This window comes from Candidatus Binatia bacterium, from assembly GCA_036382395.1.
In the GTDB taxonomy this organism is placed as follows: domain Bacteria; phylum Desulfobacterota; class Binatia; order HRBIN30; family HRBIN30; genus JAGDMS01.
In genome coordinates this window covers 1-16,311 of sequence record DASVHW010000185.1, presented here as the reverse complement: position 1 = coordinate 16,311, position 16,311 = coordinate 1, and the positions used below count along the sequence as shown (strand labels likewise).

The following is a 16,311-nucleotide window of genomic DNA, read 5'->3' as shown; positions in this document are numbered from 1 at the left end:
TCCGGGATGAATGCCGGTTCACGATTGAAATACTCGGCTTCCATCCGGACGATGCCGTTGAGGGGTTCGAAGAAGAACGTGTTGCTCACGCCGACCACCGGCACCAGTTTGTGAACCATCTCGACGATGAAAAGCGGGTTTGCGGGGCCAGGGCCAGCGTACGCCTTGCCGACGAGACGAGGCATTGGCTGGTTTGGAAACGTCGTGTAAATCCAGGCGCTGACGGTGTAGTCCCGGGCGACAACGGTCTGTGCGCGGACACCCCAGCGGCTGTTAGCCATACTGTGAGTAGGGATGTGATCGACGAAGCGTAAGCGATGTAGAGGAGGGCCAACGTTCAAAAAAGCTAGTTGCTGGTTGGTGCCCGGATCTGGGACGGGCGGGGAGTACGGGCTCACCGTGGCCATCGGCACGATAGCGGTCGTATTGTCGATATCGCCAGGTACCCAGTAGCCTTCGACGAAACCGCTCGAGAGCGGACCGAGCGTATCAAACAGGGCGTAGCTCGTGCGTAAGGTCCACAGCGGAATACGAGCCTCGTCGAGGTCTTCAAACACGCCTGGTACTCCCAGCGTCAGATCAAACGGGTTGTTCTGGTCGAGGATGCCGATGGTGTCCGATTCTCCCCAAGAAATCGCCTGCCTGCCAACACGGATAAACAGCGGCCCTTTGGTGTAGCTGAGATACAACTCGTTCACCCGCTGCTGGTGGGCGAAGACGTCTCTGGGGTCCAGCACGTCATCGGTACCGTGGACAACGTCGTTGAGCGATGTTGCCTGGCTGAATCGGGTCAGGACCTGCTTTCGTTGGTGATCGAACTGCTGCGTGCCGTAGTCGTAAATGCCGTCGTAGAAACCCCAACCGGCGAGACGGAAGTCGAAGGAGTCGGGTGCGATCACGGGAAGGAACCCCTGCATGTCTTTCATCCAGGTGGTGTACGAGGCAAGTTTGGCGTCCAGCTCCGGATTGAAGAAATTCCGCTGCTGGATGAGCTGGCCGGCCCTGACTTCCGGTGTCGTTTGACCGGATGAGTCCTCGGTGCGTATCGCTGCCTGGCTGTAGACGCGCGCCCGCAGGCTGATGTTTTGCTGCTCGTCCAGGTAAATCGCCGCCGCAGGGTGTGCGTTTCCCAACGCGACGAGTAGCGCGAGCACCCACCACCCTGCACGAAAACTCTTCATCCTCATGCTTTCCCCCTTTTCCGTTCGACCGCGTTGCGCCATATCGATCCCTGCACTCGTGGCTGCGAGCGGCTGTCCGCCGCAGGCGTTTTTAAACCGCATGATGCGTAAGAGTCAAGCGAATTTTGTCCCTGAGGTTGTTGCAGAATCCGGCGGCGCGCGAGGTCCAGAATGGCGGCATTCCGCCGCCTTGACTTGGCAACATCGATTCTGCATTCAATCAAATGATTGAAACGGTCCATTAGAAGTCCTACCCGTCGGCGTCGAGAGGGGTGGTATGCCAGTAATTCTTTACGAAAAGAGGGGTCGAATCGCCTGCATCACCATCAATCGGCCGGAACGGCGCAATGCGCTCAATTTCGAAGCCTTCGGCTTGCTGGCAAAGGCATGGCTCGATTTCCGTGACGATCCCGACCTGTGGGTCGCTATCATCACCGGCGCGGGAGACAAGGCCTTCTGCTCCGGCGGGGATCTGAAGGAGTTCATCAAGACCGTGACGGAAAATATCACGGAGCTGTCGGCGTCGGGCGGCGCCCAAACGCTGGGGCAGGATATCCCCGTCAACGCCTCGCTGGTGGCGTTGCTACGCGAAGTCGAGATTTACAAGCCGATCATTGCCGCGGTCAATGGCGCCTGCGTGGCCGGCGGGATGGAAATGCTGCAGGGGACCGATATTCGCATTGCTGCCGAAGACGCAACATTTGCGATAGCGGAGGCACGCCGCGGGCTGTTTCCCGGCGGCGGATCTCCCACTAAGCTGCCCCGCCAAGTGCCGTTCGCATGGGCCATGGAGATCTTGCTGACTGCAGAGGCCATCAGTGCGCAGAAGGCGTATCACTATGGCATCGTCAACGAGGTTGTACCGCTCAAGGACCTCATGCCGACCGCAATTCGCTACGCGGAGGCGATCTGCAAGAACGGGCCGGTCGCCGTGCGCAAGGTGAAGGAGGCGGCGGTGCGGGGGCTCGGGTTGCCGCTCAAGGAGGCCCTGGACCAGGAGATGGTCTACGCCGCTGAAGTGTTCTCCACCCAGGATGCGATAGAGGGTATCCAGGCCTTCAACGAAAAGCGCGCGCCCGTGTGGAAAGGGCGGTAGGATAAACAGGGGTCAAGGGTGCAAGGGTTCGAGGGTTCAAGGGTATGAGGGCTGAAGAAGCTTCGAAGGGCTCGAACTCCGGAACCCTGGAACCCTCGAACCCTGCTTCATCGCGCCTCCGCCAGAAGAACTGGCCCGTTCCGCCCTTTCGTGACAAATGGCGCGCTCTCTTTCGCCAAGTTGACCAGCTCAGCATGGCGACGTTGCCGGATCGGCTAGCGGAGCTGTACGGCCACCGTCCCGCCTTGTTTCTCGATCAACCATTGAACTACCCGTTCTTTCGCGGGGATTGTATCACCTTTCACGACTTCGCCGGTTTCGTGTCCCGTATCGCCCATGGACTGCGCCAAGCCGGCGTGAGCAAAGGCGATCGTGTCGGGTTGATGACCGGCAACCGCATCGAGGCGGCGTTTGCCGAGTTTGCGGCGCAAAGACTCGGGGCCGTGCCCGTGCCGCTGAACATCATGCTGCGTCTCGATGAGATCCGGCATCTCGCTGATGACTGCGGCTTTCACAGCTTCGTCACTGACCGTTCCGTATTTGAAGGCGTCATCGGTGGTGCGGCTCAACTTCCCAACGTCAAACAGTGGATCGTGATGACCGGACGCGCGGTCCCGCCTGGTGTCATCCGCCTCAGCGATTTGATCGCGGATCAACCGGACACGTTTCCCGCGTTGCCACTCGATCCGTCCGATCTGGCGATCATTTTCTACACCGCTGGCACGACGGGTTTCCCGAAAGGAGCGATGCTGAGCGATTCCGCCCTCATGTTCGCGGTGCGGAAGTACGCTCGGCTTTTCGCCTTCCTGCCGACCTCGCGCCACAACCTCAGCTTGCTGGTCATGCCGCTGGCGCATACGTCCGGGCATCAGGCTCTGCTGCTGCAGCTGGTGATGGGGATTCCCATGCTGTTGCTGGGGAAATTTGATCCACGGCAAGTGCTGGAGTTGATACAGGATCTGAAGGTCACCATGTTCTCCGGTATCCCCGCGATGTATCGTATGCTGCTGCAAGCGGGGGCGAGGGAATACGACCTCCGCTCGATCGAACTGTGGGGCGGCGGTGCCGACGCGTTTCCAGACGAACTGATCAATACCTTCCGCGACTTGGCGGCGAAGCGGAAGCTGTTTGGTCTGACCAGGCGTCCCCGTTTCGTGCGTGGGTATGGTCTGGCGGAGACGGCTGGCCAACTGGCCACGGCAATGGGTCCGCCGGCCGGCGACGGTACGGTGGGACGGATCGTACGCGGCGCCCAGTACAAGATTGTCGATGCCGACGGCCTGCCGGTGCGGAAAGGGGATGTGGGTGAGCTTGTCGTGAAGACGCCGGGTTTGATGTCGGGCTACTGGCACAACCCCGAGGCAACGGCGCAGGTGTTGCAGAACGGCTGGTTCCGCACGGGGGATCTGGTGCGCCAAGGGCGGCGCGGCCTGCTGTACATCCAGGCGCGCGAGAAGGAGATGATCAAGGTCGGTGGCTACTCGGTGTTCCCGGCAGAGGTTGAACGCAAGCTGGCCGAGCATCCCGCCATTGCACAGGTCGTCGTGGTCGGCGTTCCACATGGAGTGAAGGGCGAAGTGCCGGTAGCCGCGGTGGTGCGCGAGCCTGGGGTGCAGGTCAACGAGGAGGCGCTGCTCGCGTGGGCGAGACAACACATCGCACCCTTTAAGGCCCCGCGCCGAATCATCTTCCTTGAGGCCATTGCGCAGAATTTCGCCATGAAGGCCAAACGGCGCGAAGTGCGCGAGCAGGTGTTGGCGGAGCTGGAGAAAGCGATCAGCAGTCAGCAAGGCAAAATCAAATGAAACCGCTTCTGGCTGAGCGCTGATAGCTGACCGCTGAACGGCTTTTTCGAGGAGACGGATGGGAACCATCAGTGACAAGTGCGCCATCGTCGGCGTCGGCGTCTCGCGCTTCGGCAAGCTGCAAGGCGTGAGCACCATGGGCTTTACGCTCGAAGCCAGCAAGCGCGCGGTGGAGGATGCCGGTGTGGCGCGTGACGAGGTCGATGGCGTGCTGGTGATGATGCCGGCCATTATGGGAGAGCAGCACGGGTGGGCGGCGCGCGTGGCCGCGTACCTCGGCATCGAGCCCACGTTCTCCGCAACGATGGATCTCGGCGGCGCCACTGCATGCGGGGCGGTGCAGACCGCCGCGGCGGCGATCGAGGCGGGCTTTTGTCATAGCGTCCTGTGCTGTTTCGCCACGCAAAACTGGCCCCAGGGGGTGGCGCTACAGCTCTTCGGATCGGAGTTTCAGGTCCCGTATGGTGACGTTGGCGCCATCACGCTGATGGCCCACATCAAACGCCGCCAGCAGCACGAGTACGGTTACAAGGACGAGCACTATGGCCGCGTCGCGGTCACCTGGCGCGAGCACGCGTTGCTGAACCCCGATGCCCAGATGCGCAAGCCGATGACCCTCGACGACTACCTGAACTCGCGCTGGGTTGCCGAACCCCTGCGTCTGTTTGATTGCTGCCCGAGCACCGACGGCGGTGGCGCCTGCATTGTCACCTCGATGGAACGCGCCCGCGATCTACCGAAGCGTCCGGCGCGCATTCTGGGGGCGGGCCAGTCGCATTCATCGGAGATCATCCACCCGGCGGGCGGCCGCGGCGGACACTGGGGCGGCAAGAAGGCTGGAACGATGGCGTTCAGCATGGCCGGGGTGACGCCCGCAGATATCGATGTGGCGCAGTTCTACGATGCGTTCACGCCGCGCGTCATGCACGATGTGGTGGCCTACGGGTTCTGTCAGCCGGAAGCAGTGGGGGAGTTCATTGCGGCCGGCAGCCTGAGCCTGCGTGGCTCGCTGCCGTCGAATACCGCTGGTGGCCTGCTCTCCGAAGGCCATCTCTCCGGCTTTGGTCATATCCGGGAAGCCGTGCGCCAGCTCCGCGGTGACTGTGGGGCGCGCCAGGTGAAGGATGCCGAGCTGTGCCTGGTTACCGGTTACGGCGGCGCACCTCACGAAGCGCCGCCCACCGTGAGTTACAGCGCGCTGGTACTGGGGAGATGAAAAAAGGAGGGTTCGGGGGGGCGAGGGTTGCGTCGTGCCCCTTTCTCTCGAATCCTTGAGCCCTCGCGGCCTGGAGTGATACCTCGGAGTTAGATCATGTTTGCTATCGACAAACCCCTTCCGCGTCCGTCCGAAGATAGTGCCCCGTATTGGGAGGCCGCGCACAGAGGCGAGCTGCGTATGCAGCAGTGCCACGATTGCGGGCACGTCCGTTTTCCGCCGGCGCTGCTGTGCGCCCACTGCCTATCGGAAAAAGCGGAGTGGGCCCGCCTCAGCGGCCGTGGAACCGTGTTCAGCTGGATCGTCGTGCACCAGTCGCAGCATCCCGCCTTCAACGCGGATACTCCCTACAACGTAGCGATCGTGGAGCTGGAGGAGGGCCCGCGCTTACACACGAACATCCTCGACTGCCCGAACGACCAGATTCGTATCGGCATGCCGGTGGAGGTGATCTTCGAGAAAATCAATGACGAGGTGGCATTGCCGAAGTTCCGCCCCGTGCGGGCGGTTAGATAAGTGGGTTTGAGGTTTCGAGCCAGCTCGCTTGTTTCGGCGAAAATCTGGGGTAGACTCCGGCGTCACGGACAAGACCTGAACGTTCCGGCATCAAGTCCGGCATCAAGTGAGGGGTGACGCGATGGACATCGGAAGGGTAGGGATTTGGTGTTTTACGCTGGAGCTGCAGCCTGCGGCCCGCGCCCAAGAGGCGGCGGCGGAGGTCGAAGCGCTGGGTTACAAGGCGCTGTGGATTCCTGAGGCCATGGGGCGTGAAGCGTTTACTCACGCCGGACTGCTGCTTGCGGCTACGCACCGCGTTGTTGTTGCAACCGGCATCGCCAACATCTTTGGGCGCGATGCCATGACCATGGCTGCGGCACAAAAGACACTCACCGAAGCGTATCCAGACCGCTTTTTGTTAGGTATGGGGGTGAGCCACGCGCCGCTCGTGGAAGGGGTGCGCGGTCACCGTTACGAGAAGCCCCTGAGCGCAATGCGGACGTACCTCGACGCCATGGATGCCGCCCCGTTTCTGGCCGTGCCCCCGACCGCTGAGCCCGTGCGTGTCATCGGGGCGCTCGCGCCGAAGATGCTGAAGCTCGCCGCCGAGCGTGCGGCAGGCGCACATCCATATTTCGTCCCGCCGGAGCACACCGTTCAGGCGCGCCAGATCATGGGCAAAGGGCCGTGGCTCGCCCCCGAGCAGGCGGTGGTGTTGGAAAGCGATGCCGGCAAAGCCCGCGACATCGCCCGCGTGCACATGGCGACCTATCTCGGGCTCCCGAACTATGTGAACAACCTCAAGCGCCTCGGCTTTACCGACGACGACGTGGCCAACGGCGGTAGCGACCGCTTGGTGGATGCCATCGTGGCGTGGGGCAATATCGACGCCATCGTAAAACGCGTGCGTGCCCATCACGACGCCGGCGCCGATCACGTGTGCGTGCAGGTGCTCGACCCCGACCCGCGTGCGCTGCCGCTGCGGCAGTGGCGCGAGCTGGCACCGGCACTGCTCCGATAGGTCTTGGATCGTACCGTTCTATCCCGCTTGAACCGGCCGGGCGTGAACCGCGAGCTTCGCCCGGCGCGGGCGCTTGCGTGCTGAAGCGGAGGCCGCCCGGTGGCTAGCCACACGGGCCGCCTCCTGCAACTCCTGGAACGACGACTCGATGGCCAGTACGAAATCGTGGAGGTCCGGAATCTGCTCCCAGTCGCCGTTGATGCCCCAATAGAGCCCGCCATTGTAACTGAAGAGCCCCACGACGATTCCGAGGTTCTCGAAGAGCGGCACCACTGGGTAGGCCGTCTGCATGAGGGTCCCGTTCAAATAGAGTGGGATCTGCGGGCCGGGGACGTTCGTTACAATCAGGTTGTAGGGCCGCGTGCGCGAGGCCAGACGTACCGCTTGGACCAGCAGATTCTGCACTGTCCAATCACTGATCGCCGTCAGGACCTGAGCGCCAAGTGCTTGCCGTGACTCCTTCAAGTCAGCGGTCGTTGCCCGTACGGCTCGCAGACGCGCGACCGGATCCGCTAAGTTCACCGGAAGCGGCACGGTCAATTCCGTAACCCGATTGCCCAGGCGCCCACGCTCGTCCTGGGTGCGTACGCTCACCGGAACCAAGGCGCGGATTTCCAGTTCGTCCGGATCGAGCCCTCGCTGCCTGAAAAAGGCCCTTAATGCTCCGCTGACGGTCGCTAGCACAACGTCGTTCAACGTCCCGCCCAACACGTTTTTCACCGCTTTCAAGTCGGCGACCTGCATGTCGGTCCAATCGAAACGCCGATGCGGTCCGACTTTGACGTTGATCGGGGTCTTGGACACCGGATTGAGGGCAGGAGCCAACGCCTCGAGGACTCCGGCGGCGGAATCACCCACGCTCCGCAGCGTCTCCTCAGGATGGCGGATCGCGTTGCGCACCGCATGCCACGCCTCCATGGGCTGGGTCGCACGACGCCGCACCTCATCAAAGATCAGGCGCGCCTCACTCGGGCGAGGTTGCGGCTTCCAAGGCTGCGGTGGCTCAATCTCCGTAGTCGGGACTGATTCCAGGATCACTGACATGATGTCGGCAGCCGAGATACCGTCGATCATGCAGTGGTGGCTCTTGGTGACGAGGGCGAAACGGTCTCCTTGGAGACCCTCGACCACCCAGATTTCCCACAGCGGCCGCTTTCGGTCCAGGGGCTGCGACATGACGCGGGCCACCAGACGCTTCAGGACGCGCTCGTCCCCAGGATGGGGTAGGGCGCTGTGGCGTACGTGGTACGACAGACGAAAGCGATCGTCGTCCACCCAGATGGGGAGGCGCTCGAAAGGGATATACGCAAGGCGCTGGCGAAAGCGGGGCACCAGATGCAGTCGCGCATGGATGGCGCGGCGGATGCGATCGATGTCGATGCCGCCGGTACTCCTGCGCAACGGCCCGGCGTCGAAGATCATGACGCCCCCGACGTGCATGTGGCAGCTCTCGTCCTCAAGACCCAGAAACGACGCGTCTAATGCGCTCAAACGCTCATAGTGTGCCACTACCTGCCCTCCGAATGTCGAAACGACTCGATTAAACAGGTAGATCCGGCGTTGATCAAGCACAAAGGAGCATTTTGGCCTCATGGTGACGGCCTGGTGCGACGCGCTGACACGAAGGATGTCAATTTGAACGGACACATCCCTGCTGCTATGAGATCGGGTCCAAGAAGCTTGCCGGGGTGCGATGGACTATAAGGACACGCTTAACCTTCCAAAGACGGATTTCCCCATGCGGGCCAACCTGCCGGTGCGTGAGCCGTCGATTTTGGCCCGCTGGAATGAGATCGGCCTGTACCAGCAGCTCCTGCAGGCCAACGCCGGAAGGCCCAAGTACGTCCTGCACGATGGGCCGCCATACGCCAACGGTCACGTCCATCTCGGCACGGCGCTGAACAAGATCATCAAAGACATCGTCGTAAAATCCAAAGCGATGGCGGGTTTCCAGGCCCCCTACGTGCCGGGCTGGGATTGCCATGGCATGCCGATCGAGCACCAGGTGACCAAGGAACTTGGGGCCAAGGCGCGCCAGTTGAGCCAACTCGAGATCCGGCGACGCTGCCGGGCCTACGCGGACAAGTACTTCGGTATTCAGCGCGAGGAGTTCCGCCGCCTCGGCGTGCTTGGCGATTGGGATCACCCCTACCTCACCATGGCGCCAACCTACGAAGCGGCGATCATCAAGGTGTTCCGCGAACTGGTCGAGGGAGGGTTCATCTATCGTGGCCTGCGTCCGGTACATTGGTGCCCGGTGTGCGGTACGGCCTTGGCAGAAGCCGAGGTCGAGTACGCGGACCACACCTCACCGTCGATTTACGTGCGCTTTCCTTTTTCCGGTTCAGCCGAGGACGCCGCAGCGATTGCCGTCCGGCCCGATGATGCCTCGGAGCTGGCTCGCCATCACGGCCAGTTGGCGGCGATCATCTGGACGACGACGCCATGGACGCTGCCGGCAAACCTGGCGGTGTGCCTGAACCCCCATCTCGAGTACGTTGCGGTGCAATTGGATGACGCGTACTCCATCGTGGCGGCGCGCTTGGCGGATGCGTTCCTGACTGCGATTGGGCGCCAAGACAGCGGCCGGCGCATTCCTGTGAACCTGGCGCGGTTGGACGGACGCGACGTGTTCCGCCACCCGTTCATTGACCGTCCGGCGCGGCTCGTTTTCGAGGCGCACGTTACGGCTGATGTAGGGACGGGCTGTGTACACACGGCCCCAGGGCATGGGTACGAAGATTTTGCGGTGGGACAGAAATACGGCCTGCCGGTGCTGACCCCGGTCGACGCCGCTGGCCGCTTCACCGACGAAGCCGGTGCCTATGCCGGCCACGGGGTGTTCGAGTCCAACGATGCCATCGTCGAGGAGCTGCGCGCGCGCGGTGCCTTGGTGCAAGTCGAACGCCTGCAGCACTCCTACCCTCACTGCTGGCGCTGCAAGAGCCCGCTGATTTTCCGCGCCACCGAGCAATGGTTCCTGCGCGTCGATCATGCCGAGCTGCGGTCGAAGGCGCTCGACGAAATCAATCGCGTCACTTGGGTGCCGGCGTGGGGTCGAGACCGCATCCATCACATGATGGAGACACGCCCGGATTGGTGCTTGTCGCGCCAGCGTGCCTGGGGCGTTCCCATCCCCGCATTTCGCTGCCGCGGGTGCCACACCTTCGCGTTTGCGCCGGAGGTGATCCGGCACGTGGAGGACATCTTTGCCGAGCGCGGGTCAGATGCGTGGTACGAGCTCTCGAGTCAGGAACTCTTGCCTCCCGGCTTCCGCTGCGCTTGCGGCAGCGACGATTTCGAAACCGACAACAACATCCTCGACGTCTGGTTCGACGCCGGTTGCTCGCACGAAGCGGTCCTGCGTCAGCGTCCCGACCTTGCCTGGCCGGCGGATCTCTATGTCGAAGCGGTGGACCAGCACCGTGGCTGGTTTCAGGTGTCGCTCATTACGTCGGTGGCGGTTCGGGGTAAGGCGCCGTACCACGCCGTACTGACGCATGGGCTCATCCTCGACGAAGCCGCCAAGAAGATGTCGAAGTCGCTGGGCAACGTCGTCGGGCCGGACGAGGTCATCAAGGCGCACGGCGCCGAAATCCTGCGGCTGTTGTTTGCCTCGGTCGACTACACCGCCGACACGTCGTTTTCGAAAAATCTCCTGCCGCCGGTGCTGGAGGCGTACCGCAAGATTCGCAACACCTGCCGCTTCCTGCTCGGAAATCTCTACGATTTCGATCCGCAACGCGACCGCTTGCCGGATGCCGAGTTGCACGAGCTGGATCGCTGGATCCTCCATCGCACCGCCGAGCTGATCACCCGGGCGCGCAAGGCGTACGACGCCTTCAGCTTCCATCTCGTGGTCCAGCAGCTGATCAACTTCTGCGCGGTGGATTTGAGCGCGCTTTATTTGGACATCGTCAAGGACCGCCTGTATTGCTCCGCCGCCACCGCATCGGGCCGCCGTTCGGCCCAAACCGCCTTGTGGGAGATCCTGGACGCGATGACGCGGTTGATGGCGCCCATTCTGACCTTCACGGCCGACGAAATCTGGGCGCATTTGCCGTCCGGTGTGCGGCCGCCGAGTGTGCTGCTGGCCGGACTCCCTGAGCCGTCTCGACAGGACGGGCAACTCGCGTCGAAATGGGAACAGCTGCTGGCGGTGCGGACAGCCGTGACCAAGGCGTTGGAAGAGGCGCGCCAGTCCGGGCTGATCGGGCATTCGCTGGACGCACGGGTGCGGCTGGGCGCGAAGAACGGTTTACGACGCCTGTTGGAGCAGGAGACGCGTGACTTGCCGGCACTGTTCATCGTCTCCCAGGTGCAGCTGGCCGAGGACTTGGCAGAGGGCGCGGTCAGCCCGCTGCTTGCGGACCTCAGGGTCCAGGTGGAACGCGCGCGCGGTGCGAAGTGCGAGCGTTGCTGGAACTACAGCGAAGCCGTAGGCCGTGACGGCGTACACCCAGGGTTGTGCGAACGTTGCGTGACCATCATCAAGGCGGCAGGCGCATGAGAAAGTACTCACTGGTTTTGAGCGTTGCCACCGTCGTGCTCGTCATTGACCAGATCACCAAATGGTACATCCGCCAGCGCTTCAGTCTGTATGAATCGGTGAGCGTGATCGACTCGGTGTTCCATATCACACACGTGCGGAACGCCGGCGGGGCCTTTGGGCTATTGAACCACGGCACGCATGCCTGGCGCCTTCCGTTTTTCCTGGCGGTGTCGTGCCTCGCCGTTGCGCTGCTGCTGACGTTCGTGCGCCGGGTCCAGCCCGGTCAGCGGTGGGTGCTCTTGGCGCTCGGCGCCATCCTCGGCGGGGCGCTGGGAAATCTGGTTGATCGGATGGTGTCGGGCGAGGTGACCGATTTCCTCGACTTCCACTGGCGCGGTTACTACTGGCCTGCCTTCAACGTTGCCGATTCCGGGATCACGATCGGCATGCTGATCCTGTTGTTCTATTCGCTCTTCGTGCACGACGAGACACACGTCAGCAACCAGGCGTGAGCTGTCCGGCATTAGCGAAGTTCGCCCTCGATCGGCACTCCCAAGGCTGCCGGCGCCTTGGTTTTGCCAGCGTAGCCGGCCAGGACGAGCAGCGTGAGCAGGTAGGGCAGCATCAGCGGAAACTGGTACGGGATGGGCAAGCCCAACGCTTGCACATGAAACTGTAAGGCCGTTGCCAAACCGAACAGGAGCGCGGCACCCCCAATTCCCCATGCTGACCAGCGGCCGAAGATGACGATGGCCAACGCAATGAAGCCGCGCCCGGCCGACATGCCTTCGACGAACGTGTGGGAATAGGCGATGGCCAGGTAGGCCCCAGCCGTTCCCGCCAAGAGGCCGCATCCCGACAGTGCCAGGAGTTGCGTGAGTCGCACCGAGAGCCCTTGGGCCGCGGCGGCGCACGGATTCTCACCAACCATGCGCAGCTTCAAGCCAGGGATCGTCTGATACAGGCCGAACGATATGAGTGGCACCAGCGTAAAGGCGAGATAGCCCAGGGCGGTTTGTGAGAAGAACGATGGACCCAGGACGGGGATCGACGACAAGAAGGGGAGGGCGATCGGGGAGAATCCGGTCACTGTCAGTGCCGCTCCGGTTATTCCAAAGATGGCCCGGTAGGCTACGCCGGTGATGCCTAGTGCCAGCAAGTTGAGCGCAGTACCCACGACGATCTGGTTGGCGCTGTGGACGACTACGACGTAGGCGAACAGCAGAGCCAGGAGCAGACCGCCGAACCAGGCCGCCACCAAGCCGAGCAGCGGCATGGCACTGAAATAGGTGGCCGTCATGGCAGCAAAGGCCCCCGTGAGCAGCATGCCTTCAAGCCCGATGTTGATGACGCCGGCGCGCTCCGCGAGCAGCTCTCCGAGGGCGGCCAACAGCAACGGTACGGCCATGGTCACAGTAGACTGCAACAGACTGGTGGCGAGAGCGGACATCGTTCGCAGTTCCGACTGGTGGAGATTAGGTGAGGCCGGAGGTGACCGCAAGCGACACCCTCACCCCCTTGGCACACCCGGTACGCCTGGGGTAGACAGTGCCTGATGTCACGCTTCAGTATTTCCGGGCTACGGGACGCCACCATCCAAGTGGCCGAAGAGGCCGGGCCTCCCGTCGCCTTCGCTGCCCAAGAGTTGCAGCGCTATTTACACACCATGACCGGAGCGACGGTTCCGATCTTGCCCGCTGCGTCCTTGCGTGGCCGGGATACGCTCGTCCTTGGACAACAGGCGGCTCCGGTTCCGGTGTCGGTGGAAGTGGGTGACGGTTTCGTCATCCAGCCTGAGGCAACGAGCATTACGCTGGCGGCGGGTTCGCCGGGCGCCCTCCTGCGGGCAGCTTACGCGCTTCTAGAACAATTCGGGTGCCGGTGGTCGCTGGACGCGGCGCACGAACACGTGCCGCGGCTCTCGGTGCCCGCGGTTGAGATCGGTCCCACGCGTTACACTCCGACGTTTTCCGTGCGCGGTTACTGCTCCGATATCATGACGTGGCACTACACGCAGCCCGAACACCTCAGTGAGCATCTCAAAGAAGATCGCGCCTTGGTCGATTGGATGGCGAAGAGTGGCGCCAATACCTTTTTCTTCATTCGTCATCCGTTCGATACCCAGCTGACGATCCCAGAGCTCCTGCCCGATTTCCAGCGCCGCGGCATCGACGTCGAGTACGGCGGGCATGTCATTCCGCTGCTGCTGCCGCGCGAGGTGTATCGCGATCACCCTGAGTACTTCCCGCAATCATCCGACGGGGTGCGGACGGATAATGGAAACCTCTGCACGAGCAGTGCGGGCGCGCTGGTCACAGCGAGTACGAACGCGGTGCAATATGTGCGCGAGCATCCGGAGATGCGCGCTGTGCACATTTGGGGCGCCGATCTGTGGCAGGGTGGATGGTGCGGCTGCGCCGGCTGTGCGGCGACCAGTGTGCAGGATCAGGGGGTGCGCGTCTGCAACGCCGTTGCGCGCGCCCTGGTTGACGCCGGAGTGGCACGCCCGGTGTGCTATTTGGCGTACCACGACACTATCGAGCCCGAGATCACCGTGCGTCCCGAACCTAACGTCACCGTTGAGTTTGCCCCCCGAGAACGGTGCTACGGCCACGCCCTCAACGATCCCGATTGCAGGACGAACCGCGGTTATGCGGCCGCACTGGAACGTTACGTCGAACTCTTCGACGGCCATGTGCGGTTGTTCGAGTACTACGGCGACGCGATTCTGTTCGGCGGCTGCGCCGTGCCGCTGGGGGGCGTGATCGCCGCAGATATGGACTACTACAAGCGGCTGGGCGTGCCTGAAATCACCATGCTGCAGTTCGGCGCCTTCAGTCGTTGGGCCTACCCACTCAATTTCGTGACCTTTGCCGCAGCGCTGGCGGGGGAGGTGCCGGAAACGGCTGTGGATGGCTACTGGGCTCGGTTTGGTGCCGAAGCTGCTGTCGCCCGCGCGGTATTCGCCGAGTTGGAAGCGATCGTCCGGCGCGTGGTGACGTACGGCGACATCCGCCGCCCGCCTCGTTCCGCCCCGGCGGCGGCGCGCCTGCTGGAGAGGCTGGAATCGGCGTTGCCACGGCTGGGGGAAGTGGTTCGAAAGCTCGAGGCATTCGGCGATTCCGCGCTTGCGGCGCAGGGGCCGCTAGTCCGCTACACGCAAATGGTTATTGAAGGCGTTCAACAGGAGCTGCGGCAGACGCTCGCCGGCCATCCTCCGCACGCTGAGCCTCAGTACGCGCAAGCATTGCAGGTTGTCGAAGGAGTTGACTCCCGCTGGAAGGGTGTGTGGGGCAGCGTCGATCTGCCCATCATCCACAGCTTCTACAACGTCGCAGCCGTGACGACGTGAAGAAGCGTAGGGCCAGAATACACGAGACCCGTGCTCTGGCATCTCTGTCTTGAGGAGGCTGGCCATGCGCAGACGGACCCGTTACATCCTTATCCTTCTCGTGCTCGTCGCTGGTGCAGTGATCATCGCGCGTCGCGCGCTGCGTGGTCCGGCGGTTCCCAATGGCAGCTATCTTGTCCTCGAGGTGAGCGGCAGCTACGTGGAAGCACCTCCCCAGGACATCCTCGGGCGCTTGTTGCGCCGGCGTGGGCGCACCCTGATCGATCTGCTGACAATGATCCGCGAGGCGCAGGTGGACAAGCGCATCAAGGGCGTGATCGTCAGGATCAGTACAGTGGAAATCGGCTGGGCGAAGGCGCAGGACGTCCGCGATGCGTTGCTCGATTTCAAGAAATCCGGCAAGCCGCTGCTGGCGTTGCTGGAGCAGGAAGTCAGTGGCAGGAATAAAGAATACTACCTCGCCAGCGCTGCAGACCGCGTTTACCTCTCGCCAGACGTGACCGCGCCACTAACGGGTTTGGTGGCGCAGTTCTATTTTCTTGGCGGCGTGTGGGACAAGCTCGATATCCAGATGGATGTCGAGAAGATCGCCGAGTACAAGACCATGGGCGACATGATTGCCAACAAGGAAATGACCCCGGCGCACCGTGAGATGGCGAACTCGCTCCTCGACAGCATCAATGAACAGTTCATCTCCGCCCTCGCCCGTAGCCGCGGGCTGGAACCCGCGACCGTTGCCACGCTGATTGATCAAGCGCCGGTCTCGCCGTCGGACATCGAGGCGGCGCATCTGAGCGACGGAACCAAGTTTCTGCAAGACATCCATGACGAACTGGGGGGGGCCGAGACGCCGCTGGTTCCGATGAAGGACTACGAGCAAGTCGATCCGAAGGCTCTGGGGCTCGATACTGGGCCGAAGATTGCCGTTGTTTACGCCGTGGGTGTCGTCACCACCGGTGAGAGCGGTACCACGGTTCAGGGGCAGACGATGGGATCCGAGACCGTGAGTCAGGCGCTCAAGGATGCGACCGATGACACGGATGCGCGGGCGATCATCTTCCGCATCGACAGCCCTGGGGGTTCGGCACTGGCGTCAGATCTGGTGTGGCGAGCGACGCAGGAGGCACGAAAGCAAAAGCCGGTAGTCGTGTCCATGTCTGACGTTGCCGGTTCTGGCGGATACTACATCGCGGCTGGCGCCAGTCGGATTGTCGCCCAGCCGGGGACCATGACGGGATCCATCGGTGTGGTGATGGCTCGGCCGAACATCAGGGGTCTCTTGGCGCGCTTCGGTATCAACACGGAGACCATCAGCCGGGGCAAGTTTGCCGATCTCGAAGATCTGACTGTGCCCTTGACCGCCGAGAGCCGGCAAAAACTCGTGGCGGAGATGGACCACATCTATGACGTGTTCGTCAGTCGTGTGTCGGCCGGGCGCAACATGACGTCGGAGCGTGTGAACGATATCGGTCGCGGACGGGTATGGACGGGTGCGCAAGCCAAGGAGAACGGCCTGGTTGATGAACTTGGTGGGTTCACGGCTGCCATTCAAGCGGCCAAGCAAGCCGCGGGTATTGAAGCGACGCAGGAGGTGGAACTCGCCTTTTACCCGCAGCCCAGAACGTTCATCGAGCGTGTCGGCGAGTTGCT

The 16,311-nt window shown here is 62.6% G+C and carries 12 protein-coding genes; 9 read left to right on the top strand and 3 right to left on the bottom strand.

The genetic code is table 11. From position 1 onward, the window contains the following. Positions 1-1,181: DUF1302 family protein (locus VF515_08585; protein HEX7407689.1), on the bottom strand; the 1,181-nt coding region annotated here is incomplete at its 3' end. Between the two features lie 277 nt (positions 1,182-1,458). Here VF515_08585 and VF515_08580 point away from each other — a divergent pair. The 5 genes from VF515_08580 (at position 1,459) to VF515_08560 (ending at position 6,817) form a co-directional block, all read left to right on the top strand. Beyond that, positions 1,459-2,277 carry an enoyl-CoA hydratase-related protein gene (locus VF515_08580; protein ID HEX7407688.1) on the top strand — a complete coding sequence of 273 codons (819 nt, stop codon included), beginning with the start codon at positions 1,459-1,461 and terminating at the stop codon, positions 2,275-2,277. Positions 2,278-2,471: 194 nt separating this feature from the next. Next, positions 2,472-4,082 (top strand): class I adenylate-forming enzyme family protein, encoded by a 1,611-nt coding sequence (locus VF515_08575; protein ID HEX7407687.1) that lies wholly within the window; start codon positions 2,472-2,474, stop codon positions 4,080-4,082. Between the two features lie 58 nt (positions 4,083-4,140). Beyond that, positions 4,141-5,298 (top strand): thiolase family protein, encoded by a 1,158-nt coding sequence (locus VF515_08570; protein ID HEX7407686.1) that lies wholly within the window; start codon positions 4,141-4,143, stop codon positions 5,296-5,298. Positions 5,299-5,394: 96 nt separating this feature from the next. Further along, on the top strand, positions 5,395-5,814 hold the full coding sequence (locus tag VF515_08565; protein ID HEX7407685.1) for a Zn-ribbon domain-containing OB-fold protein: 420 nt from the start codon (positions 5,395-5,397) through the stop codon (positions 5,812-5,814). Between the two features lie 121 nt (positions 5,815-5,935). Then, positions 5,936-6,817 (top strand): LLM class F420-dependent oxidoreductase, encoded by an 882-nt coding sequence (locus tag VF515_08560; protein HEX7407684.1) that lies wholly within the window; start codon positions 5,936-5,938, stop codon positions 6,815-6,817. 18 nt (positions 6,818-6,835) lie between these two features. On the opposite strand, the gene VF515_08555 is transcribed toward VF515_08560, so the two are convergent. Beyond that, the gene (locus VF515_08555; protein ID HEX7407683.1) at positions 6,836-8,326 is read right to left on the bottom strand and encodes a wax ester/triacylglycerol synthase family O-acyltransferase; all 1,491 of its coding nucleotides are present in this window, start codon (positions 8,324-8,326) and stop codon (positions 6,836-6,838) included. A gap of 184 nt (positions 8,327-8,510) precedes the next feature. Here VF515_08555 and ileS point away from each other — a divergent pair, with 184 nt between their 5' ends. Together ileS and lspA are read left to right on the top strand one after the other, a co-directional pair. Beyond that, complete coding sequence (gene ileS / locus VF515_08550; GenBank protein ID HEX7407682.1) at positions 8,511-11,327, top strand: isoleucine--tRNA ligase; 2,817 nt, start codon at positions 8,511-8,513, stop codon at positions 11,325-11,327. Continuing rightward, positions 11,324-11,821: a signal peptidase II gene (lspA, locus tag VF515_08545; GenBank protein ID HEX7407681.1), complete on the top strand. Its 498-nt coding sequence runs from the start codon at positions 11,324-11,326 to the stop codon at positions 11,819-11,821. The genes ileS and lspA overlap by 4 nt, the downstream gene beginning before the upstream one ends. Positions 11,822-11,832: 11 nt before the next feature. Here the strand turns inward: lspA and VF515_08540 are convergent, their stop codons facing one another. Then, positions 11,833-12,759, bottom strand: a complete 927-nt coding sequence (locus VF515_08540) for an ABC transporter permease (protein HEX7407680.1) — start codon at positions 12,757-12,759, stop codon at positions 11,833-11,835. A gap of 105 nt (positions 12,760-12,864) precedes the next feature. On the opposite strand from VF515_08540, the gene VF515_08535 reads away from it, so the two are divergent. Continuing rightward, a complete protein-coding gene (locus VF515_08535) occupies positions 12,865-14,661 on the top strand; it encodes a DUF4838 domain-containing protein (protein HEX7407679.1) in 1,797 nt (598 codons plus the stop codon). A 64-nt stretch (positions 14,662-14,725) separates the two neighbouring features. Next, positions 14,726-16,311 (top strand): signal peptide peptidase SppA (gene sppA, locus VF515_08530; GenBank protein ID HEX7407678.1); only part of this gene is annotated, 1,586 nt, incomplete at its 3' end.

Excerpts from the sequence above, each read along its gene's own strand:
- VF515_08540 (HEX7407680.1), bottom strand. The coding sequence starts at position 12,759 with ATGTCCGCTCTCGCCACCAGTCTGTTGCAGTCTACTGTGACCATGGCC.
- lspA (HEX7407681.1), top strand. The coding sequence starts at position 11,324 with ATGAGAAAGTACTCACTGGTTTTGAGCGTTGCCACCGTCGTGCTCGTC.
- ileS (HEX7407682.1), top strand. The coding sequence starts at position 8,511 with ATGGACTATAAGGACACGCTTAACCTTCCAAAGACGGATTTCCCCATG.
- VF515_08565 (HEX7407685.1), top strand. The coding sequence starts at position 5,395 with ATGTTTGCTATCGACAAACCCCTTCCGCGTCCGTCCGAAGATAGTGCC.
- VF515_08535 (HEX7407679.1), top strand. The coding sequence starts at position 12,865 with ATGTCACGCTTCAGTATTTCCGGGCTACGGGACGCCACCATCCAAGTG.
- VF515_08575 (HEX7407687.1), top strand. The coding sequence starts at position 2,472 with ATGGCGACGTTGCCGGATCGGCTAGCGGAGCTGTACGGCCACCGTCCC.
- VF515_08560 (HEX7407684.1), top strand. The coding sequence starts at position 5,936 with ATGGACATCGGAAGGGTAGGGATTTGGTGTTTTACGCTGGAGCTGCAG.
- VF515_08570 (HEX7407686.1), top strand. The coding sequence starts at position 4,141 with ATGGGAACCATCAGTGACAAGTGCGCCATCGTCGGCGTCGGCGTCTCG.
- VF515_08580 (HEX7407688.1), top strand. The coding sequence starts at position 1,459 with ATGCCAGTAATTCTTTACGAAAAGAGGGGTCGAATCGCCTGCATCACC.